We start from the raw sequence: 22,379 nt of genomic DNA, 5'->3' as shown, positions 1-22,379 counted from the left end.
CTCCTTTGCAACGCTTCGGCCCGAAAACCGGAACCGTGAGCGTACACATGTTAGCCGAAAACAATCAATACGACCTTTGAGCAGGATCAAGGGAACGTCCGTTAGCATGGGGCAAAATGCCCCGCTTTCAGAATCGCCAGGAGCCACTATGAACACCCCGGAACTGCTCGCCCCCGCCGGCACCCCTGAACATCTGGAAACCGCCTTTGCCTATGGCGCCGATGCGGTCTACGCCGGCCAGCCCCGCTATTCGCTGAGAGTAAGAAACAACAGTTTCAAAGATGTTGCAGCCCTCGGCGCCGGCATTGAACGGGCCCACGAAATCGGTAAACAGTTCTACCTTGTCTCCAACATAGCACCTCACAACGATAAGGTACGGTCCTATCTCAGGGATCTGGCACCGGTACTGGAACAAAAACCCGACGCCCTGATCATGTCTGACCCCGGCCTGATCATGCTGGTGCGGGAAAAATGGCCAGACCAGCCCATCCATCTCTCGGTACAGGCCAACGCGGTGAACTGGGCAACCGTCGAGTTCTGGCGCCGTCAGGGAATCAGCCGGGTCATCCTGTCCAGGGAACTGGCCCTGAATGAAATTCGCGAGATCCGCGACCGGGTGCCGGATATGGAACTGGAAGTCTTCGTACACGGCGCTCTGTGCATGGCCTACTCCGGCCGCTGCCTGCTCTCCGGCTACATGAACCACCGGGATGCCAACCAGGGTGCCTGCACCAACGCCTGCCGCTGGAACTACAAGCAGGTAGAGCACGGTCATGACCAGACCGGCGACCTGATCGCCACCTGTGGCAGCGGCGACGGACAGGAAGTGGCGCCAAAGGAAATCCTGCTGGAAGAGCCCAACCGCCCGGGCGGATTCATTCCCGCCTACGAAGACGAGCACGGCACCTACATCATGAACTCAAAGGATTTGAGAGCCGTTCAGCATGTCGCCGAACTGGCAAAGTTGGGCGTGCACTCTCTGAAAATCGAAGGGCGAACAAAGAGTACCTACTACGTGGCCCGCACCACCCAGGTCTACCGCCGAGCCATCGACGAAGCCGCGCAGGGCAAGCCCTTCGACATGGGCCTGATGAACGAACTGGAAGCCCTCTCCAACCGGGGCTACACGGAAGGCTTCCTCCGCCGCCACCTCCCCCGCGAGTACCAGTCCTACGAAAAGGGCTCCTCATTCCTTGGCACCCAGCAGGTGGTCGGCACCATCACCGCTGCGAATGACCAGTGGCTCACCATCGACGTGAAAAACAAATTCGCACCCGGCGACCAACTGGAACTGATCAGCCCGGCCGGCAACATCCGGTTCTCGGCCAGCATCATGGAAAACCGAAACGGCCAGGCCATGGACTGTGCGCCTGGCAGCGGGCATATCGTTCGAATTCCAAAACCCGCTGATCTTCCACAGGCTCTGGAGCACAGTTACCTAACCAGAATCTTGCCCTCGGCGCATAGCAATTAGTCTGAGGCGGGGTGAGCGGGGTGTCTCCCCAGACTGTGTGTTGCCAGGGATGGCAACACCAAGCCCCCATGGATGGGTTCACGGCGTGTCTGGGGAGACACCCCGCTCACCCTGCCCTGCACTCACCTAAATAGCCCAGCTCTGCAATAACCAGACTATCAGCCTCATTGCCTACCCCTTAGTGCCCCAAAGGCCGATTAAGGTATAATCTCCCCACGCACAAATTAATACCTGACTATTTTACTATGGTATTGTATAATCGCTCGCCAGAAGCGATGGATCAAAGCTGCCTAATCTGCTTATTTTTCAATACCAGCTTTGGAAATCCGTCATCCAAAAAGCGATTGCAGGGCGTACTCACAGGATGAGCGACCACTGCAACACCCAAACTGATGACATCCGATCGGCAGCCCATTCTTGAGGCTGTCGGCGACACCAAGGGCGCAAGCCCGCGATGAGAGAATACGGAGCGACGATCATGGCGACCACCGACCAAGAGGTGAACGAGCTGATCAAACGGGAATACGAGCACGGATTCGTAACAGACATTGAATCCGACACGTTCGAACCCGGACTGAATGAAGACGTTATCGCCCGCCTGTCCGGCATCAAGAAAGAGCCGGAGTGGATGCTGGAGTGGCGTCTGAAAGCCTACCGTCGCTGGCTCGAGATGGACGAGCCGGACTGGGCCCACGTGGGCTACCCGAAAATCGACTACAACTCGATTTCCTACTATTCCGCGCCCAAGCGCAAGGAAGACATGCCCCAGAGCCTGGACGAAGTGGATCCGGAACTACTGAAAACCTACGAGAAGCTGGGCATTCCCCTGCACGAGCGCGAGAAGCTCGCGGGCGTGGCTGTGGATGCGGTTTTTGATTCCGTCTCCGTGGCAACCACATTCAAGGAACCGCTGGCCAAGGCCGGCGTGATCTTCTGCTCTATCTCCGAAGCGATTCAGGATTACCCGGAGCTGGTCAAAAAATACCTGGGCTCGGTAGTGCCCGCTGGTGACAACTTCTTCGCCGGCCTGAACTCCGCGGTCTTCTCCGATGGTACCTTTGTGTATGTACCCAAGGGCGTTCGCTGCCCCATGGAGCTGTCCACCTACTTCCGCATCAACGCGGCCAACACCGGCCAGTTCGAGCGTACCCTCATTATCGCCGAAGACAGCAGCTACGTAAGCTACCTTGAAGGCTGCACCGCGCCCATGCGGGACGAGAACCAGCTGCACGCTGCGGTTGTTGAGCTGGTGGCCCTGGACGACGCCCAGATCAAGTACTCCACCGTACAGAACTGGTACCCGGGCGACGAAGAAGGCAAAGGCGGCATCTTTAACTTCGTTACCAAGCGTGGCGCTGCCATCGGCAAGAACTCCAAGATCTCCTGGACCCAGGTCGAAACCGGCTCCGCGGTTACCTGGAAGTACCCGAGCTGCATCCTTCGGGGCGAGAACAGTGTTGGTGAGTTCTATTCTGTAGCGCTGACCAACAACTACCAGCAGGCCGACACCGGCACCAAGATGATCCACCTGGGCAAGAACACCTCCAGCACGATCATCTCCAAGGGTATTTCCGCAGGCAAGAGCTCCAACGCCTACCGCGGCCTGGTGAAATTCGGCCCGGGAGCGGAGGGCGCGCGTAACTTTACCCAGTGTGATTCGCTGCTGATCGGCGATCGCTGTGGCGCGCACACTTTCCCCTACATCGAGAGCAAGAACAAGTCGGCCATCGTCGAGCACGAGGCAACCACCTCCAAGGTCAGCGACGAGCAGATGTTCCTCTGCCGCCAGCGCGGTATCGACCCGGAACAGGCGGTCTCCATGATCGTGAACGGCTTCTGTAAGGAAGTCTTCAAGGAGCTGCCCATGGAGTTCGCTGTCGAAGCCGGCAAATTGCTCGAGGTGAGCCTCGAAGGCTCCGTTGGTTAACAGGACGGCTGACTCCCCGAGTCAGGGGCAAGCAACAGAATTCAGACGGTTAAATGAGAGAGACGCTACAAATGCTGAGCATCAAGAACCTGCACGCATCCGTTGAGGGCAAAGAAATCCTCAAGGGCATCAACCTGGAAATCAAGGCCGGGGAAGTTCACGCCATCATGGGCCCCAATGGCTCTGGTAAGAGCACCCTGTCGCAGGTGCTTGCAGGCAACGAAGCATTTGAAGTCACCGAGGGTGAGATCACCCTGAATGGCGAGAACCTGCTGGAACTTGAAACCGAAGAGCGCGCCCGTGAAGGCATCTTCCTGGCCTTCCAGTACCCGGTGGAAATTCCCGGCGTTAGCAACCTGCAGTTCCTGCGCACCGCCGTGAACGCCATGCGCCAGCACAAGGGTCAGGATGAGATGAACGCGGCCGAGTTCATGAAGCTCGCCAAAGAGATCTCCAAACAGGTGGATCTGGATCCGGCGTTCCTCAAGCGGGGTGTCAACGAAGGCTTCTCCGGTGGTGAGAAAAAGCGTAACGAGATCATGCAGGCGCTGCTGCTGCAGCCGAAGCTGGCAATTCTTGACGAGACCGATTCCGGCCTCGACATCGATGCCCTGAAGGTTGTTTCTGACGGCGTAAACGCGTTGCGTGCGGAAGACCGTGCCATCCTGATGGTGACCCACTACCAGCGTCTTCTGAACCACATCGTGCCGGATTACGTGCACGTTCTGGCTGGCGGCAAGATTATCAAATCCGGCGGCCGCGAACTGGCCCTGGAGCTGGAAGAACGCGGCTACGGCTGGCTGGGCATCAAGGATGAAGAAACTGCCGACAGTTCAGTCAATTAAGGAGTTCGCGGAATGAAACCAGCACCCACGCTTTCCACCGCGTTCCTGTATCCGGCCGGTCAGTCACTGCCTAAGCCCCTGCTCGCCCTGCGCAAGCAACGGGGAACCGCACTGGTCGACATGCCGTTGCCGACCCGGAAAACCGAAAACTGGAAGTACTCCAGCAAGTACCTGAAGCTGACCGACGACATGGCCATTTCCCTGCCGGCGGAAGGCAAGACCGGCAGCAGCCTGGCGGTGCCCGGCTACAAGGTCGCGTTTCTCAATGGCGTGATGATGCCGGAAGCCTGCGAATACCCGGATCTCGACGGCATCAGCATTCAGAGCTTCAGTGATCTGAGCGACGAGGAAGCCAGTGACCTGGCGGACCGTCTGGACAGCACCCTGGACAACAAGGCGGTCCAGATGGCCCGGCTGAACTCCGCGCGTTTTGAAGACGGCCTTCTGATTCGCCTCAAGCCGGAAGCCGTACTCGACCAGCCCCTGTTCATTGTTCACGAAGTAACGGCTGAGGCTAGCGGTTCCGCTTTCCCGCGTATTTTCGTGGATGCCGGTCGACACAGCCAGATTACCCTCGTTGAGGAATATATCTCCAGCGGCTCGGCCCAGGTGATGGTCAATACCGTTACCGAGTTCAATGTAACCGAAGGCGCCAACATCACCAGCATCCGCCTCAATATGGAAGGCGAGAATGTTCAGCACATCGGCTCCACCGGCGTCGTGCAGCAGCGCAGCTCCCGTTTTGAAAGCCACACGGTCGGCTTTGGCGGCCCCCTGCGCCGGCACGACCTTCAGGTCAGGCTGGAAGGCGAAGGCGCCGAGTGCAAGCTAAACGGCGTGGTTGTTACCCAGGGCAAGCAGCACTACGACAACCACACCACCATTGAGCACGTGGCTGCCCACTGCAACAGCGAGGAGACCTATCGCAACATTGCAGCAGATCAGTCCCATGCGGTTTTCAATGGCCGGATTCATATCCATCAGGACGCCCAGAAGTCCAATGCGGATATGAACAACAAGAACCTGCTGCTGTCCAACGGGGCAGAAATCGATACCAAGCCGGAACTAGAAATCTACGCCGATGACGTAAAGTGTGCCCACGGCGCAACCATCGGCCAGCTTAATGAGATTTCGCTGTTCTATCTGGTTTCACGGGGTATCGGCCGACGCGAGGCCAACGTCCTGCTCACCATGGCCTTTATCAACGAGCTGGTCGAGCAGATTCCGGTTGAAGCAGTGCGGGAGACGGTCCAGGGCCGGCTGAACCACTTCTTCGAACAGACATTCCAGGAGGCGTAACCGGTTATGACCGATCTGTCCGTGGCAAGCACCGCCAAGCGTACCACTTTTGATGTGGACGCGATTCGCCGGGATTTCCCGATCCTGTCACAGCAGGTGAACGGTAAACCCCTGGTGTATCTGGATAATGGTGCCTCGGCCCAGAAGCCGGAGGCCGTGCTTAAAGCCATGGATCGGTATTACCGTGAGATGCACTCCAATGTTCATCGCGGCGCCCATACACTCGGTGACCGGGCCACCGCCGCCTTCGAGGGCGCCCGTGAGACGGTCCGCAGCTTCCTGAATGCCGAAAGCACCCGGGAGATCATCTGGACCCGTGGTACGACCGAGGCCATCAATCTGGTTGCCAATGGCCTGGCTCCGCGCCTGAAGGCGGGCGACGAGATTCTGGTGAGCTACATGGAGCACCACGCCAATATCGTGCCCTGGCAGATGATTGCCGAACGCACAGGTGCGAAAGTGGTTCCTGTTCAGGTCACACCGGATGGCGAGCTGGACATGGAATCCTTTACCAGCCTGCTCAATGAAAAAACCCGGGTACTGGCCATCACCCACGTTTCCAATGTGCTTGGCACGGTGAACCCGGTCGCGGCCCTGATTGAACAGGCAAAAGCCCATGGCATCATTACCCTGGTGGATGGCGCCCAGGCGGTACCACATTACCAGCCGGATGTTCGGGCCCTGGGCTGTGACTTCTACGTGTTCTCCTCACATAAGCTGTTCGGCCCGACCGGTATTGGCATACTCTACGGCAAGGCCCAGTTGCTGGAGGAAATGCCTCCCTATCAGGGCGGCGGCGAGATGATCGAACTGGTGTCCTTCGAGCGGACCACCTGGAACACCCTGCCCTACAAATTTGAAGCCGGCACCCCGGCCATTGCCGAGGCGGTTGGGCTGGGAGCGGCCATCGATTACCTGAACGGCCTGGACCGCTCCGCCATGGAAGCGGCCGAGGCCGCCCTGCTTGAGCGGGCCAACCAGTTGGTTGAAACGGTCCCCGGCATGGAAATCATCGGCACCGCAAAACAGAAAGTGCCTGTCATGTCCTTTAAAATTGCCGGCCTGCACCCCAGTGATATAGGCACGTTGCTGGATCAGCAGGGTATTGCGATCCGCACCGGCCACCATTGCGCCATGCCGTTGATGGATTTCTATGGAGTTCCCGGTACAGCCCGGGCGTCATTCGCGTTCTACAATACACTGGACGAGGTGGATACATTGTTTACCGCCCTGCAGAAAGTCCAGCGTCTGTTTGCCTGATGGAGGTGGAATCATGACAGCCGAAGTCTTCACCCCGACCGTTGCCGTCACCATGACGCCCAGCGCGGTCAAGCACGTGCGCAAACAGCTGGAGAAAAAGCCGGAAGCCAAGGGCATTCGGCTGGCCATCAAAAAGAGTGGCTGCTCCGGCTTCAAATACGAAACCCAATGGGTGGAAGACGTCGCAGCCGACGACAAGGTGTTCCACATTGATGGCGTTGATGTCTTCGTTAAAGAGGAACACCTACCATTGGTAAACGGCATCGAGATTGATTTTGTCACTGAGGGCGTGAACTCCATGTTCCAGTTCCGCAATCCGAACGCCACCGCAGAATGCGGCTGCGGCGAGAGCTTTACCGTAGCGTAATCCCTCACTGAACATGTAGGTCGGATTAGCGCAGCGTAATCCGACACCAAAGATTGAAAAAAGCGAGGCCCGAACAGGCATGCAAGAAAGGGAAGTGGTCCTGACCAAACGCGAGGTGGAAGCCCGCCTTGTTCCTTCCGGAACCGAAATCATGATTCCGTCGGACACCTTTGTGACCATCACACAGTCACTGGGCGGCACCTTCACGGTCGCCGTGAACGGCAATCTCGCCCGGATTGAAGGCCACAATGCCGACGCGCTCGGCAAGAAACCCCTGGAAAGCAGCTTCGACACCCCTGAAGACGGCACGGTGAACGAAAACCAGGTCTGGGAAGCCATGCGGAACTGCTACGATCCGGAAATTCCCGTGAACGTGGTCGATCTGGGCCTGATCTACGATTGCAAGATTGAAAATGGCACCGAAGACGGCAACCATGTCTACGTCCTGATGACCCTGACCGCCGCCGGCTGTGGCATGGGCCCGGTGATTACCGAAGATGTGAAAACCAAGCTCGAGCACGTTCCCAACGTGGACAAGGTCACCGTTGAACTGACCTTCGATCCGCCCTGGAGCAACGATATGCTCACCGACGAAGCCAAACTCGAACTGGGAATGCTGTAAATGACTGCCAGTGAACAGACCTTTCTGAACAACCCCCTGGGTAAAGACACCACCCTCGAAGACGTTCTGGATGGCTTTGAACTGCTTGACGACTGGGAAGAGCGTTACGCCTTTATCATTGATCTGGGCAAGCAGCTTCCTGCCTTCCCGGAAGAATCAAGGGTTGAGGAAAACTATGTTCACGGCTGCCAGAGCCAGGTCTGGCTGATTCACCACTATGACGAAGACAGTGGCCGCCTGTACCTGCTGATTGACTCGGACGCCATGATTGTCCGCGGGCTGGCCGCCATCATCCTGGTCGCCCTCAACGGCAAAACCCCGAGGGACCTGCTGGCCACAGACATCGATGAGCTGTTTGAGCAACTGGATCTGTTTCGCCATATTTCGCCGACCCGTGGCAACGGGCTTCGGGCCATGGTCGGCAAAATCCGGGATATTGCAGCCGCCCAAGTGGCCGGCGCCAGCAACTGATATCCGCCAGCCTCACCAGATAATCGCAATATCATCCCGCTGGATATTAATGATGCCGCCTAGCTGCGGTATGGTGCCTCGACTGAAGTGAGGCTGTACCTTATCAAGCGTTACTGCAACTCCGCTGTCCTGCAATTCCGGCGAATCCTCAGGCGCTTCGAGATACCGAGTGCTCCGGTAAAGTTTCAGCTCGTCACCTGGCCGGAGCCCCGCTGTGGCACCCGATTCCAGCGTCACCCCGTGGCCGTCCACCCGCGCTATCCGGGTAATAAAGGGCTGACACGCCAGCGCCTCGGTCACAGCCGCCGCCATTTCCCCGATAACGCCATTGACTGACTGACCATAGGCGGTCTTCTGGAAACCCGCTGAACCGAACCCGGCTGAACTGCCGGGGCCGGCATTCCAGTCTGCCGCTGTAGCAAACCGCTGCCGGTAAACCGGAGCACCACTGAATCCGTCAAAGATAATGAGATCCGCCGCAAACCGACGCCGTTGATCCACTAACCCAATACCCCGTTGAATCCTGTCCAGTACGGAAGTGCCCCACGCCGAGGGGTCAGCAACGCCAAGATCCCGAATAACCGCGGTTACCACGAATTGCACGCCCATTTCCCGGGCCAGTTCGAGAACATTGCTCAATCGGTTGTCGCTCTGCTGAACCGTCGGTGCATTCAGCAGGTCAGTAAACATTCGGGAAGTGGTAGCCCCAAAAACCTGCAGCCCGCCCTGGGCCACCAGACGCTGTTGAAGCTGTTGCGGCAAGATTTCGCCGGCATCGTCAATACGCCCTACTCTGGCCTGGTCCGGATAAAGCATCGGGAAGCCGGTTACCGCGACCCGCTTTTTCAGTCGGCCAGCAACGCCCGCACCACACTGACTGCGGCTCTCGCTGATATCTCCGCGGACAATCACCCTCAACAGGTTGCCGCTCTGGTACTCATCAATTATCCGTACGTTCCGGGCCCTGGCGCTTGACGCCAGATCCATCCGGGACTCGGTGATAACGCCGTTTTCCATAGTGTCGTGCGTGCTTACCCGGGCCTCATACTGCAGAGACAGGTCCCGGATCGCGGCCTTGCGGGCCTCAGCCCGGGCGGCTTCCAGATCTCCGTTGTGGATATTGGCGTGGCCTACGCCCTCCAGAACAACGGCATGGGCGCCGGAAACCAGGACAAGGGCCAGAGACCCGAGCAAGACCAGTGGCAACAAGCGTTTCATAGTTCTCAACACTCTCGATCAATCAAGGTAATACAGGGAATCCACGCCCTTGCTCTGGACATCGCCCACGCTGTCATTTTCCTGCGGCATTGGGATCGGGCATAGATCCTGCACCTGATCATCAGCGACCTTGGCCACACAGGCCCGGAAACGTGGCTCAAGCTTCAGTTCCATCACGGTCTCGAACACGCCGTCGCTGTGCTCATTGACTGCCACCAGCTTGGCGCCGCGAATGTAACTGTCGACGTAGGTTCTGAACATGTCATTGCGCAGAACAAAATCATTAACGGTGGAACTGCCATAGACCACGGTGCCGTATACCCGTTCAACCAGGTTCCGGTAGGCATCCAGCTGGGAGGCACGCCGAGCCATGAGGCGCTTGCGGGTATTCGAACGATCGACCGCAACATCCTCGTAGGTACCAAGGCCACTCACCCGAACTGTGATTGGCTCCAGCTCGGTATCCGGACGGGACTGACTGCCGTTATCACCCTGGTAACTGCCAACCGGCGCACAGGCAGCCACCGTTGTTGCCAGCAGAGGCATGAGTATCCAGCGAAGGTTCATTGCGTGTCTCCAGAAAACATCATTTCCGGCTTTCCATGAAAGAATTACGCCAGTTTTTCTAAGCCACTGATATTCCGATCAACAATGCCAAGCCGGATCTTTCTGATATCGGTATGCGGCAAAAAACTGCCTCTGTTTACACATCAAAAACAAACCGTTACCCCATGCGTCATGTACCGGCAAACGTTCTGCATTAACCTTTCAGCTACGTAATATCTATTTTGCCTTTTTAAACAACAGGATTCTTCATGACCGGACATCGTCTGACCAAACTTTCTGTCGCCATTGGCCTATCCATTGCCACTTCCTCTGCCTTGGCCAGCCCACAATCTTTTATGTCGGCCCGCTCTTTTGCCATGGGCGGCACCGGGGTTGCTGTTGCAGCGCCATCTGACGCCCCTGCGGAAAACCCGGCCATGATGGCTGCGGATCATCATAGCTGGAACGACGATTTCGGGCTTACGCTGCCTTCCCTGAATGTACGGGCAGCGGACGAGGAAGAGACGGTTGATCAGGTGGATGATATCCAGGATGTGATCGACGAATTTGATCAACTGGTGTCACAACTCAAAATTGATCCCAGCCCGGCCAATGCCGACTCACTGGCATTAACTGCCGGGGACCTTCGCGACCGTCTGGTGGATTTCGACAGGGATACCATGCGCGCCAATGCTGGCTTAGGTATCGCCTTGGCAGTTCCCAGCAAGTCTGTTTCTGTTGGCGTCTTTACCAACGCAAACCTCACCGCCACCGTTCGCGGCGAGCTCTCCAATGATGACCGATTACTGCTCGATAATATTGTTGCAGCCTCAGAAACCGGCAATGTTGGCGACGTGGAGAACGTAATCGACAACGCTGCGGTCGATCAGGACGGAAATATTCTGTTTAACTCCAGAGGCAGGATTCTCGCGTCGGCAGTTGGTGAAGTGGGCGTTTCCTTCGCCCGCCAATTCGAGCTTTCCAACGGAAATAGCTTCCAGCTGGGGCTTTCACCGAAATACGTCGAGCTCCGTACCTTCCAATACACGGAATCTGTCTCCGGATTTGAGGATGACGAATTCGACGGCGACCAGTACCAGACCGACAAGAGCGGCTTCAACCTGGATATCGGCGCGGCTTACGCATTCGGCGATGAGAAACAGTGGAATGCGGGCATCGTAGTCAAAAACCTCATTCCCATGGAGCTGGACTCTGCCGCCAGTCGCCCGGAGCTCGGAGAAGAAGTCCGAACGCTAGAACTCAATCCCATGGCCACCGCAGGTATTGCCCACAAGAGCGAATATCATGTGGTCACCGCAGAAATTGACCTGACCAAGAAAGAAGCCTTCGGCTTTGAGGACGACACTCAATGGGCAGCCCTCGGTGCCGAATTCGACGCCTTCCGTTACGCCCAGCTGCGTGTCGGTGTTCGCCACAATCTGGCCAGCAACGAAGACAACGACGGCATTGAAGAGAAAACCCAGTTCACCGCCGGTCTTGGCCTGAATATTGTTGGCGTCCGCCTCGATATTGGCGCTCTTTACAGCGATGCCGATGTGGGCGCCGCCCTGGAGCTTGGCACCGCGTTCTGAGCAAGCACTGAAAGTGGGGTCAGATGAAATATTTTCATCTGACCCCACCATCCATCAAAGCCCACCCAGGCAATCCCGGGCGGGCTTTTTTATGGCGAACTTCGCCACAGGTTTGCCTGCCCTGCCCGGGAACCGGATAATCCACCGACACACTCCACGAAAGGAATCAGACATTTCATGCAGGCCTATCTGGTTGGCGGTGCCGTTCGTGACGAATTACTCGGCCTTGAGGTCAAGGACCGGGACTGGGTGGTGGTCGGTGCAACCCCCGGAGAAATGCTTGCCAACGGATTCAAGCAGGTGGGTGCGGACTTTCCCGTTTTTCTGCATCCCCGAACCCGGGAAGAATATGCCCTGGCTCGTACCGAGAGGAAACAGGGGCGCGGCTACCACGGCTTCACTGTTTACAGCGCGCCCGACGTCACCCTTGAGCAGGATCTGAAGCGCCGGGACCTGACCATCAATGCGATGGCAAAAGCTGAAGACGGCGATCTGGTAGACCCCTTTGAAGGCCTCAGAGACATAGAAGATCGCAAGCTTCGGCATGTCTCGGAAGCCTTTGCCGAGGACCCCCTGAGAATTCTGCGCACTGCCCGGTTCGCAGCCCGCTTTCAGCCGCTGGGATTTACCGTGTGCGACCAGACCATGGCCCTGATGAAGCGCATGGTGGATAGCGGAGAAGTGGACGACCTGGTGCCCGAACGGGTCTGGCAGGAATTCCAGCGGGCGCTGCATGAACAGGCGCCCCGGGCCTTCTTTGAAGTTCTCCGTGACTGCGGGGCCCTTGAGGTTCTTATTCCGGAAATAGCACCAGAAAAGGTGTTCGAACTCGCGATGGCGGCACTTGGCTGCGTCCACGACCAATCCGACGCCGAGACGGAAGAGCGTTTTGCGGCATTCCTGTCCCCCCTGGACGACTCTGTTGCGCTGCCACGGGCTAAAGCCTTGAAAGCCCCCAATGACTGCCAGAACCTGGCGCGACTTGTTACTGCCTTTACGCCGCAGATCCGGAACGTCGATCCGCAGTACCCTGAAGCCGAGGCGCTGCTGGACCTGCTGGATCAGGCGGATTTCTGGCGCCGCCCGGACCGTTTTTCGCAACTGCTGAACGTGCTCGAATGCGCCCTGCCCAGCGATTCCGGCCCACTAAACCTGCTTCGAACCGCGTCGAAAGCGGCTACCGGCGTTGACCCGAAGGCCCTCCTGGCGCAGGGCTACAAAGGCAAGGAACTGGGCAGCGCGATCCGTACTGAACGCCTGAAACGCATCGGCGACGCCGTCGCCCCGATCAACCACTGAGGAGGCACCATGCCGTCCACCACGCCTGTTGCCCTGGTCACCGGCGCAGCCCACCGTCTTGGCTCACAGACTGCCCGGACACTGCACGAAAGAGGCTGGAACCTGGTGATTCACTACCGGAGCCGGGAAGAGCAGGCGAACTCACTGATTGCGCAGATGAACCGACAACGACCAGACTCCGCCTGCGCCCTTCATGGGGATCTGAGCCAGACAGCTGACGTATACCGGCTGGCCAGTGATGCCGTCGAACACTGGGGCCGACTGGACGCGCTGGTGAACAATGCGTCCGTGTTCTCCCCCACCCCGACAGCGGACGCCACCGAAGACGACTGGAACACCATCCTGAACACCAACCTCAGGGCCCCATTTTTCCTGCTTCAGGCGTGTCTGGCCGAACTGCGGCGAAACCAGGGCAGCGTGGTAAATCTGATCGATATTTACAGCGAAAAACCCATCGACGACCACCCACTCTACTGCGCCAGCAAGGCCGGCCTGGCCGCACTGACACGCTCCTGGGCAAAAGACCTGGCGCCGGACGTGCGGGTGAACGGCGTATCGCCAGGCGCAATCCTCTGGCCAGAAGGCGAAGCGGAGATGAATCCATCCGCTCAGCGGGCAATTCTCCAAAAGACCCCACTGGCCCGCACTGGCAACCCCGATGATATCGCCAAAACCATAGCGTTCCTGATCTGCGATGCGCCGTTCATCACCGGTCAGATCATCTCTGTTGATGGCGGCCGAAGCCTGAATATGTAGCGCACTCTGCTCGCTCAAGGCCTGCTCTTTGGCCGGGCGCCGCTTTCCGGATACAATGCGGGCAGTTTTCAATCCTGCACGCGTCGGCCCCAGTCCCGCGCGCGCTACTGATCCGGAGAATTCCCATGCGTGATGTCGTTATTGTTGCCGCCCGCCGTACAGCCATTGGAACGTTTGGCGGAGGCCTCTCCAGCCTGAGCGCAGACCAGCTGGGAACTGCCGTCATCAAGGCACTAATGGAAGAAACCGGTGTCGCCGGCGATCAGATCAACGAGGTGGTGCTGGGTCAGGTTCTTACCGCCGGTTGTGGCCAGAACCCGGCTCGCCAGTCTGCCATCAACGCCGGCATTCCCGCGTCGGTGCCCGCCATGACCATCAACAAGGTCTGCGGCTCCGGTCTGAAAGCGGTGCATATGGCAGTCCAGGCCATCCGCTGTGGCGATGCCGAGATGATGATTGCCGGCGGCCAGGAGAGCATGAGCCAGGCGCCCCATGTGCTGCCCAACAGCCGCAACGGCCAGCGGATGGGTAACTGGTCCATGGTGGACACCATGATCAAGGACGGCCTGTGGGATGCCTTCAACGATTACCACATGGGCATTACCGCCGAGAACATCGTCGAGAAATACGGCATCAGCCGTGACGAGCAGGACGAATTCGCAGCTGCGTCACAGCAGAAGGCCGCCGCCGCTCTCGAGGCCGGTTACTTCGATGGCCAGATTGTCCCGGTCTCCATTCCCCAGCGTAAGGGCGACCCGATTGTCGTTGACCGCGACGAAGGCCCCCGCGACGGCGTCACTGCCGAGGGACTGGGCAAACTGCGTGCGGCCTTCAAGAAGGACGGCACTGTCACCGCCGGCAACGCCTCGTCCCTGAACGATGGCGCAGCCGCCGTGATGGTCTGCAGTGCCGAGAAGGCCAAGGAACTGGGACTGCCCCCGATCGCCACTATCAAGGCTCATGCCAACGCCGGCGTGGACCCGACCATCATGGGAACCGGCCCGATTCCGGCCAGCCAGCGCTGCCTGAAACTTGCAGGCTGGAGCACCGATGATCTGGACCTAGTGGAAGCCAACGAAGCCTTCGCCGCCCAGGCCATTTCCGTGAATCGCGACATGGGCTGGGACACCAGCAAGGTAAACGTGAACGGCGGTGCCATTGCCCTGGGCCATCCAATTGGTGCATCCGGCTGCCGCATTCTGGTCTCCCTGCTGCATGAGATGGTTCGCCGTGATGTTCACAAGGGCCTGGCCACACTGTGCATCGGTGGCGGCATGGGCGTTGCCCTGGCCGTCGAGCGCTGAGTTTCATGCTCCACGTTGTGCTGTACGAGCCGGAGATACCGCCAAATACCGGCAATATCATCCGGCTGTGCGCCAACACCGGCTGTCAGCTGCATCTGATTGAACCGCTGGGTTTTAACCTGGAGGACAAACAGATGCGGCGGGCCGGGCTGGATTACAGCGAGTACGCCAAGGTGAAGACCCACAGGAACTACCAGGACTTCCTGGCCAGCGAGCAGCCCGAACGCCTGTTCGGGCTGACTACCAAAGGCAGCACCCACTACCACCAGGTGAGCTATCAGGATGGAGACTACCTGATGTTCGGCCCGGAAACCCGCGGCCTTCCCGCCAATGTTCGTGAGGGTCTGCTGCCTGAACATCGCCTGCGGGTTCCAATGCAACCGGATAGCCGCAGCCTGAATCTTTCCAACACCGCCGCCCTGGTGGTTTACGAGGCCTGGCGGCAGCTGGGATTCACGGGCGCGGTATAAGCGCTGGATGGCCCTCTGCGCCGTGGCACCACCATTGGGTAGCCTTCCTCCAGCTCGACTACTCTCGCGGTGAAGCCGTAGACGGTGTCCAGCAGTTCAGGCGTAAGTACCTCTCGCGCCGAGCCTTCGTGGACAAGTCGGCCCGCCTTCATCACCAGCAGCCGATCCGCAAACTGGGCCGCGAGGTTCAGATCGTGCACAACCGCCAGAACCGCCATGCCCTCGGCCTTGGCCAGGCGGCGCACCAGATCCAGTACCATCTGCTGATGCGCCGGGTCCAGGGCGGATGTGCACTCGTCCAGCAGCAACAATCTATCACCCGGGCTGTCGATGATCTGGGCCAACACCCGCGCCAGCTGTAACCGCTGCTGCTCACCACCGGACAAACCTGGCACCAGTCTGTGCCTAAGGTGACCGATATCCAGCTCGTTCATCAGCTCATCGACCACCAGGTCGCTTCTGCCTGACGCAATTTTAGGCCGCCCCAGCTGTACAACCTCCTCGACCGTCAGCGGGAAATTCACCTCCACCCGCTGGGGCATTACCGCACGCTGACGGGCCAGCCGTTCCGGGCGCCATTGCCCGAGTTCCCGGCCGGAAAGCGTCACGCTGCCGCCGTAGGGGAGATCGCCGCTGATCGCCTTGAGCAAAGTCGACTTGCCAGCGCCGTTCGGGCCCAGGAGCATCAACAGCTCCCCTGCCTTCAGCTGGCAATCAATGCCATCGACAATCCGGGAACGCTCCAGAGAGACACTGACGTTGTTAACACAAAGAACCATCAGATCACCTTTGTTCTCAACAGAAGCGCCAGAAAGAAGGGACCGCCGATCAGTGCCATCATCAGGCCAATAGGCAGTTCCGCCGGCGCTACCACCACCCTTGCCAGGGAATCCGCAGCCACCAGAAGTGTGCCGCCCACAAGAGCACTTAGCGGCAACACCACCCGGTGACTGGCACCAAGCAACTGGCGCACGAGGTGGGGCACCACCAGGCCAACAAACCCGATCAGTCCGCTGACCGCAACGGCGGCTCCCACCCCAAGGCCAACCACCAGGATCGCGGCCTTCTTGACGGTATCGGTGCGATATCCCAGGTGCCCGACCACGGATTCTCCCAGCAGAAACGCATCCAGCGGACGGGCCAGCCAGGGGGCGGCCAGTAACGCCAGCAGCATGAATGGAGCGCCAACCAGCAGATCATCCCACCCGGCGTGGCCGAGGCTGCCCATGGTCCAGAAGGTCAGCGAACGCAGCTCTTCGTCGTTGGCATAGAAGGTCAGCAACCCGGTGGCAGCGCCAGCCACGGCGTTGATCGCAATACCAGCGAGCAACAGGGTGGCCACGGCGGTCTGTCCCGATCGATTGGCAATGCGCCAGGCCAGCAGCACCGTGCAACTGCCTCCGAGAAAGGCGGCGATGGGCAAAGCCCATTCGCCGGTCATGGCCAGCCAGCCACCCAGCCAGGTATTACCCAGCACGATCACCGCAATGGCAGCCAGGGAGGCGCCGGCGGAGACCCCGATCAGCCCCGGGTCGGCCAGTGGGTTGCGAAACAGCCCCTGCAGCAGGGCCCCGGAGACTGCCAGCACAGCTCCAACCAGAAAGCCGAGCAGGAATCTCGGCATCCGCACTTCCAGCAGCACCATCGAAGCCACCGGATCGCTCGCTTCCCGGCCAATGATCACGCTCAGGATATCCCCAAGTGCCAGCGGGTAAGCTCCACTGGTGATAGACACCAGAGCAACAAGCGCAGCGGCCAATAACGCGACCACCAGTGACGGCGCAAAACCCAAGCGGCCCGCGGCGTCACGAATCATTGGCTGCCACGTTCGAAGGTGCAGGTAAGACTTCGTTTACCGCAGCCATGGCATCGGGCAGCCGCGGGCCGAAACCCAGCAGCAGCATGCCGTCTGCCACCAGCCGGTGCCCGCTCTGCCAGGCGTCGAGACGCTCCACCTCCGGCCAGGAACCGATCTCGAACTGGCCCGGCGTGGATTCGGCAATCACAATGGCATCCGGTCGGGAGGCCAGGATGGCTTCCCGGTTGGCCGGCTTATAGCCCTGGATCCCGGACACGGCATTGACCGCACCGACAGCATCCAGCAGTGCAGAAGCGGAGGTTCCCTCCCCCGCCAGCATCACGGAGTGATTTCCGGCAGCGAGAATGAACAGCACCGTCGGCGGGTTTCCCCGGGTTGCCGATGCCTGCTGAATACGGTTGATCTTCGACCGGAGCTCGGAGGCCAGGACTTCTGCCTTTTCCGCCTCACCCAGTAATCCACCCACAGTCACAATCCGCTCCAGCGCAGCCTCCGGCGTCCGTGCCGAAGGCAGTTTTTCAACCTGAACACCGGCCCTGGCCAGGCGCTCCAGATTTTCTGCCGGAGCGGCCTGCTCCGAGGTAATCAGCAGATCCGGCTTCAGGGCCAGCACTCCTTCAAAAGGCAACGCCCGCAGGTAGCCAATTTTGGGCAGAGATTCGGTCTGTTCCGGATACCCGCTGGTGGTGTCCACACCGACCAGCAACGACTCCAGCCCAAGTCGGTATACGATCTCGGTGATCGCTCCGTCAGCCGTCACAACCCGCGGCGAATCCCCCGCCTGGGCAGAAGACCCGAACGCGGCAGCCAACAGGAGCCACACAAGAAGCCTGGATATCATGACAACGCCTCCAGGGTCGCCGCCTGCTCCCGCCAGAGTTCGGATTCAGGGATGCCAGGCTTGCGCTCACCGAACACGGTCAGCACCAGCTCGCCGTCGGAATTGAAGGCCTCCACAGAGGTGATGATGCCGTCTGCAGAGGGGCGCCGGACCAGCCACCAGCACCGGATTGATTCGGTGTTGGCATGGAGGTTGAACCCGCTGTCCAGAACGTTCATCCAGGGACCGGTGCGGCGCAGATTCGCCACCTTGCCCGTGAAGATCTGTACGATTCCGGGATTGCCGACGAAGAACATGGCCGGGCACTGATTATCCCGAAGCAGCTCCAGTAGCCGTTCCAACACGTCGCCATCGGTACGCTCAAGCTCGGTCGCCCATTCGCCTCTCAACAGCTCCAGCGCCGTCAGCCGATCAGTGCCGGCCCGTTTCAGAAGCGCACCGAAATGATGGACATCCTTGAGCTCCCGCCAACCCTCGCGAAGAACCTCTGTGTTGACCGCTTCTGGCGCCACCCGTTGAGGAACCGGGCGCGCGCCCTGAGGTTTGAACGGCCGCAGCTCTTGATCTGCGAAGGAACGGGCCAGGCGCTCCCATGCCTCACCATCGGTATCGGCAACCCGGTAGATTTTGTGGACCGCAGCCCCGTACTGATCGAAGAACTGCAGACTCTCCCTCAACCCGGAGCGAACCTTTTCCTGCACCCGGTAGCCATAGGCCCAGTGTTTGAAAAAGACGCGGATATCGATCTCACCAACGGCCAGGCCCATGGCTCCAGACCGTCCGCTGGTGAAATCCTTGAAGGTGCCGGTCACTTCATGGACCACTTCGTTGTTGCGGCTCAGAATCATGACCGGGCCAACGCTTTCAAGGGCCTTGAGAAGATCCCCGAAATTGTCCTTGAGAGGAATCAGTGCGTCGCCGCCACGCAGCCGAACCAACTCCATCTCGCTCACGCCCAACTTATCCGCCATCTGACGGATCCTCATATTCGGCTCTGCTTCTTGCAGTGTCCGCCAGCGCGCTGCGAGCGAATCGGTTGCCGTGCCTGGTGCCATCGCTGTCTGTTGCATGGGATTACTCCTGCGCCTGCTGAAGTTCAACGGGCAGCCAACGCACCGTGGGCTTGCCACTGGTTCCGTTCTGGTCGTAGTAACCGACAATCTGCAGCGCCCAGACCGTCGACTCAGGATCATCGGCATCCGCCTTGATCAGGAAGGTCCGGAAGTTCGGCCAGATCTTGTGCTGATCGGTGAGGTTGTAGGCGCACCAGGTGTTATCCGTGAGTACCCCGCCCGTTGAGTCCGTGTTGTAGAGCTGGGGAACACCCGGATCGCTTTGAGTGTCGGCAAGTTCTTGCCAGGTCATCGGGTCCGAGGCCCCGCCACTGCCGTTGCCGGATACCCCGCTGTTGGATTTCAGGTACCAGTCGCGACCGGAGAAGCCGACCTGGACATCCCAGGCTTCGCTGGTTTCGCAATCAACAACGGAAGCCGAATCAAAATCGAAACATGCGTCGCCGCCTTCATAGCTTGCAGGCGGAGTGAAAGTTATTGCCGTGTTACTGAATCCCGAAGCGCCGGAGGCCTGCACGTCAAACTCGAAGGTGAAACCTTCAATCCCCTGCCCTTCGCGGGTCGGAAAATTGAAGTCGACAACCCGCATACGGGCATAGCTGTTTCCCTCAGCAGAGCGCACCAGATAGCCAACATCTTCGGCCTCGCTGATCACACCCGTGGCAAAGTCGTATTGAGACCAGGTATCTGAAGATCCAAACGCACTGGCGAAGGCATCCTCCTGCCAGCTCCCCGGCTCTTCGAGAATGCCCAACAAATGTTCCTCCTCGGAGTTGGCGGTCGCGTTGGTGAACACATTGGCATCGGGATCGCCATTACTGTCGTAGAAATCGTCTTGGGGAATTGCCAGCGCGCCGACAACGTTGCCATTTCCGGAAGCACCACTGTTCAACTTGAAGTTCAAACGGTTGGCAGCGATGTGCCAGTCGTCGCTTTCTTCCACCATCGCTCCGGTTTCCAGATTCAGATAGACGGTCTCAGTTGCCGCGGGCATCAACTGCTCGGAAAACCTGCTCACGTTATCCGCATCGTCCTCCGCGATCGAGTTGTCGCTGCCTCCGCCACAGGCCGTCAGAGCCAGGGCGGCCAGCACAATGGCCGGGGGTCTGGTATCAAAAAGATCCATGGATATCTCCTTCATATCGTTTTTTGGTGGTCAGGCATCATTCGCCAAAGGAAACCGTGAGCCCGGCGTAGAGGAAGCGCCCGGCAACGGGTCTGAAATCTTCACTGGCATTGGAAAAATCGCGCTGTTCGTCGGTGATGTTGTCGGCGCCGGCAAACAGTCGGAGCTGGCCTGAAAACCGGTAATTCAGTTTCAGGTCGGCCGTTGTATACCCCGGGGACTCGGTTCCGACGGCAGCATCCACGAACTCCTCACTCTGGTACCGAAGCCGCGCACTCCAGGACAGGCCGGCCAGCCCAAGCGGACCATCCAGCCCGAGACGCGCCTGGTGCCTCGGACGGCGATTAAGCTCATTGCCTGTTGCACCATCTTCGGTTCGGGTCAGGGTATAGCCGGCGGTAAGCCGCCAGTGCTCGGAAGGTTCCCAGCCAGCCGTGGTCTCGAGCCCCCAGGTCCTTGCTTCGGCAATGTTTTCGTAGGAGAAAACCTGAACGCCGTCGTTCCGCGCCTGGGTAGCCTCGGTATCCGGCGAGGTCTGGATCAGCTGCTCGATGTCATTGAGGAAGGCGTTTGCTTCCAGCCATGCAGACCGGTTCCAGGACAGCCCCCCTCCAAACTGATAGCTGACGGACTCCTCCGGTTGCAGATCCGGAGTCCCTTGCACGATGTAGCCAAGCTGGCTGTGGTCAAAGGTGAAGTACCTTTCCTTCAGATTTGGCACCCGGTATCCGGCGCCAACGCCAGCACGCAGAAAGCCCGTCAGTGAATCGGTTCGGACCAGGTCGTAACGTGCATTGATCTTGGGAGCCGTGTGGGTTCCGAAGTCAGAGTCATTCTGGAACCGGACGCCGGGCACCAGCTCAAGATGTTCAGTGGGCATCCAGGTGTCCTGAACCCAGGCCTCCTGGCTTCCTCGCTGTCGGCGAGGTTCCGCACCGAGCTCGGAAGCGCCGTCCTTGGTCTGCTCGAGCGTTTCACGGTTGAAATCGACACCGCCCTGCAGGTGGTGACTGAGCCCAATCGGCTTGCCCAGATGGGCCGAAAAACGGGACAGAGTGGATTCGGCACGACGGTCATCAAAGACCCCGCTGCCGGTATACTTCAGGGTATCGTCATTGAGAATCTCATGGACGGCGGACCAGCCGGCACGCAGATCGGAGTTGCGTCCATGATCTCCAGACAGGGTATAGCGGGTACGGGTGACTGTTTCATCCTTACCCTGATTGATCACAAAAGGCGGGTTGCGCTCGGTGAAACGTGACCCGGACTCCTCCTCGAACCGGGCGACTGCAGCGCTCAGCCGGTGATTCCCGTTCGGAGACCAGTCGGTGCGGAAGCTGAGATCGGTGCGATCGTATTCATCACCCGGTCGGGCCCAGGTCTTCGGCTCCGGATCGATGCCATCGGAATGCTGGTGAGATGCGGACAGACGCAGGGCCAGCTGTTCACTACCTCCCTGGACCGTGGCTCGGGCGGAATATCGCGCGGGGTCGGCTTCATCGCCCGAGGGATTCTGGTCACCATAGGTACCGGCATCGGTGGTGAACTGGCCGGAGAGCCCGGAAGCCGGCGGACGGGTAATGACATTAACCACACCACCGATACCGGAGCTGCCATACTGGGCAGAGACAGCGCCCTTGACCACTTCCACCCGCTCAATATCGAGCACGGCCAACTGGCTGACGTCCACCGTCGATCCGGTGGTGGCCGTCATTGGCAGACCATCGATCAGAACCAGCACACGCTCGGATTCGATTCCCTGAAGCCAGACCTCGTAACCGGGCTTGCCATGGATCTCCCGGAGCTGCAAACCCGGCACGTTTTCCAGAGCCTCTTTCAGATTGCGAGCGTGGGTTTTCTCAAGCTCTTCGGCGGCAACCACTTCGGTCCGCACCGGGGTGTCCAGCAACTGACGCTCACTGCGGGTTCCGGTGACAACAAGCTCATCCAGGTAACCGGCAGGCCGGCTGTCGGCGAGTGTTGCCGTGGAGACCATGGCGATGAGGGAAGCGCAGGACAAAGATAGATGTGATATTCGAGAATACATAAACCAACCAAACGACCCAGATC

At 59.1% G+C, this 22,379-nt stretch carries 21 protein-coding genes; 13 read left to right on the top strand and 8 right to left on the bottom strand.

All coding sequences use genetic code 11. The annotated features are described in order from the left end of the window. The first annotated feature begins 148 nt into the window (after nt 1–148). From trhP to KEHDKFFH_RS08845, 8 genes are all read left to right on the top strand, one after another. Nucleotides 149–1,474 (top strand): prephenate-dependent tRNA uridine(34) hydroxylase TrhP, encoded by a 1,326-nt coding sequence (gene trhP / locus KEHDKFFH_RS08880; RefSeq protein WP_104321594.1) that lies wholly within the window; start codon nt 149–151, stop codon nt 1,472–1,474. Between the two features lie 478 nt (nt 1,475–1,952). Continuing rightward, nucleotides 1,953–3,401, top strand: a complete 1,449-nt coding sequence (sufB, locus tag KEHDKFFH_RS08875; RefSeq protein WP_104321593.1) for a Fe-S cluster assembly protein SufB — start codon at nt 1,953–1,955, stop codon at nt 3,399–3,401. A 71-nt stretch (nt 3,402–3,472) separates the two neighbouring features. Further along, nucleotides 3,473–4,246: a Fe-S cluster assembly ATPase SufC gene (gene sufC, locus KEHDKFFH_RS08870; RefSeq protein WP_104321592.1), complete on the top strand. Its 774-nt coding sequence runs from the start codon at nt 3,473–3,475 to the stop codon at nt 4,244–4,246. Nucleotides 4,247–4,258: 12 nt separating this feature from the next. Then, nucleotides 4,259–5,545 carry a Fe-S cluster assembly protein SufD gene (gene sufD, locus KEHDKFFH_RS08865; RefSeq protein WP_104321591.1) on the top strand — a complete coding sequence of 429 codons (1,287 nt, stop codon included), beginning with the start codon at nt 4,259–4,261 and terminating at the stop codon, nt 5,543–5,545. 6 nt (nt 5,546–5,551) lie between these two features. After that, a complete protein-coding gene (locus tag KEHDKFFH_RS08860) occupies nt 5,552–6,805 on the top strand; it encodes a cysteine desulfurase (RefSeq protein ID WP_104321590.1) in 1,254 nt (417 codons plus the stop codon). A 13-nt stretch (nt 6,806–6,818) separates the two neighbouring features. Next, nucleotides 6,819–7,172, top strand: coding sequence for a HesB/IscA family protein (locus KEHDKFFH_RS08855; protein ID WP_104321589.1), 354 nt, complete (start codon nt 6,819–6,821; stop codon nt 7,170–7,172). A gap of 79 nt (nt 7,173–7,251) precedes the next feature. After that, on the top strand, nt 7,252–7,794 hold the full coding sequence (sufT, locus tag KEHDKFFH_RS08850) for a putative Fe-S cluster assembly protein SufT (protein WP_064227552.1): 543 nt from the start codon (nt 7,252–7,254) through the stop codon (nt 7,792–7,794). Continuing rightward, entirely contained in the window at nt 7,795–8,265 is a 471-nt protein-coding gene (locus tag KEHDKFFH_RS08845) for a SufE family protein (RefSeq protein ID WP_104321588.1), read from the top strand. Between the two features lie 12 nt (nt 8,266–8,277). Here KEHDKFFH_RS08845 and KEHDKFFH_RS08840 read toward each other — a convergent pair whose 3' ends face one another. Together KEHDKFFH_RS08840 and KEHDKFFH_RS08835 are read right to left on the bottom strand one after the other, a co-directional pair. Continuing rightward, nucleotides 8,278–9,483 carry a flagellar assembly protein T N-terminal domain-containing protein gene (locus KEHDKFFH_RS08840; RefSeq protein ID WP_104321587.1) on the bottom strand — a complete coding sequence of 402 codons (1,206 nt, stop codon included), beginning with the start codon at nt 9,481–9,483 and terminating at the stop codon, nt 8,278–8,280. Nucleotides 9,484–9,501: 18 nt separating this feature from the next. Further along, nucleotides 9,502–10,050 (bottom strand): LPP20 family lipoprotein, encoded by a 549-nt coding sequence (locus KEHDKFFH_RS08835; RefSeq protein ID WP_104321586.1) that lies wholly within the window; start codon nt 10,048–10,050, stop codon nt 9,502–9,504. Between the two features lie 248 nt (nt 10,051–10,298). Here KEHDKFFH_RS08835 and traF point away from each other — a divergent pair, with 248 nt between their 5' ends. The 5 genes from traF to trmL all read left to right on the top strand — a co-directional run bounded on the left by traF (nt 10,299) and on the right by trmL (nt 15,450). After that, a complete protein-coding gene (gene traF, locus KEHDKFFH_RS08830; RefSeq protein ID WP_104321585.1) occupies nt 10,299–11,621 on the top strand; it encodes a conjugal transfer protein TraF in 1,323 nt (440 codons plus the stop codon). Nucleotides 11,622–11,798: 177 nt separating this feature from the next. Then, complete coding sequence (locus KEHDKFFH_RS08825) at nt 11,799–12,920, top strand: tRNA nucleotidyltransferase/poly(A) polymerase-related protein (RefSeq protein ID WP_104321584.1); 1,122 nt, start codon at nt 11,799–11,801, stop codon at nt 12,918–12,920. A gap of 9 nt (nt 12,921–12,929) precedes the next feature. Next, nucleotides 12,930–13,676, top strand: a complete 747-nt coding sequence (locus KEHDKFFH_RS08820) for a pteridine reductase (protein ID WP_104321583.1) — start codon at nt 12,930–12,932, stop codon at nt 13,674–13,676. Between the two features lie 125 nt (nt 13,677–13,801). Next, the gene (locus KEHDKFFH_RS08815; protein WP_104321582.1) at nt 13,802–14,980 is read left to right on the top strand and encodes an acetyl-CoA C-acetyltransferase; all 1,179 of its coding nucleotides are present in this window, start codon (nt 13,802–13,804) and stop codon (nt 14,978–14,980) included. A gap of 5 nt (nt 14,981–14,985) precedes the next feature. Beyond that, nucleotides 14,986–15,450 (top strand): tRNA (uridine(34)/cytosine(34)/5-carboxymethylaminomethyluridine(34)-2'-O)-methyltransferase TrmL, encoded by a 465-nt coding sequence (gene trmL / locus KEHDKFFH_RS08810; RefSeq protein ID WP_104321581.1) that lies wholly within the window; start codon nt 14,986–14,988, stop codon nt 15,448–15,450. On the opposite strand, the gene KEHDKFFH_RS08805 is transcribed toward trmL, so the two are convergent. Genes KEHDKFFH_RS08805 through KEHDKFFH_RS08780 form a run of 6 tightly spaced genes read right to left on the bottom strand, consistent with a single transcriptional unit; the run spans nt 15,408 to nt 22,329 of the window. Further along, a complete protein-coding gene (locus KEHDKFFH_RS08805) occupies nt 15,408–16,229 on the bottom strand; it encodes a heme ABC transporter ATP-binding protein (protein ID WP_104321580.1) in 822 nt (273 codons plus the stop codon). The genes trmL and KEHDKFFH_RS08805 overlap by 43 nt on opposite strands. Then, complete coding sequence (locus KEHDKFFH_RS08800) at nt 16,229–17,266, bottom strand: FecCD family ABC transporter permease (protein WP_104321579.1); 1,038 nt, start codon at nt 17,264–17,266, stop codon at nt 16,229–16,231. Before KEHDKFFH_RS08800 ends, KEHDKFFH_RS08805 begins: the two co-directional genes overlap by 1 nt. Continuing rightward, the gene (locus KEHDKFFH_RS08795) at nt 17,256–18,110 is read right to left on the bottom strand and encodes a heme/hemin ABC transporter substrate-binding protein (RefSeq protein WP_241956470.1); all 855 of its coding nucleotides are present in this window, start codon (nt 18,108–18,110) and stop codon (nt 17,256–17,258) included. The genes KEHDKFFH_RS08800 and KEHDKFFH_RS08795 overlap by 11 nt, the downstream gene beginning before the upstream one ends. Then, nucleotides 18,107–19,180, bottom strand: a complete 1,074-nt coding sequence (locus tag KEHDKFFH_RS08790) for a hemin-degrading factor (protein WP_104321578.1) — start codon at nt 19,178–19,180, stop codon at nt 18,107–18,109. The genes KEHDKFFH_RS08795 and KEHDKFFH_RS08790 overlap by 4 nt, the downstream gene beginning before the upstream one ends. Before the next feature lie 4 nt (nt 19,181–19,184). Continuing rightward, the gene (locus tag KEHDKFFH_RS08785; protein ID WP_104321577.1) at nt 19,185–20,309 is read right to left on the bottom strand and encodes an HmuY family protein; all 1,125 of its coding nucleotides are present in this window, start codon (nt 20,307–20,309) and stop codon (nt 19,185–19,187) included. Nucleotides 20,310–20,346: 37 nt separating this feature from the next. Next, nucleotides 20,347–22,329 (bottom strand): TonB-dependent receptor plug domain-containing protein, encoded by a 1,983-nt coding sequence (locus KEHDKFFH_RS08780; protein ID WP_241956469.1) that lies wholly within the window; start codon nt 22,327–22,329, stop codon nt 20,347–20,349. Nucleotides 22,330–22,379: the final 50 nt, after the last annotated feature.

The organism is Marinobacter maroccanus, from assembly GCF_002933275.1.
GTDB classification, from domain to species: Bacteria; Pseudomonadota; Gammaproteobacteria; order Pseudomonadales; family Oleiphilaceae; genus Marinobacter; species Marinobacter maroccanus.
The sequence above is the reverse complement of the archived record's forward strand: the minus strand, read 5'-3'. Positions and strand labels throughout refer to the sequence as shown.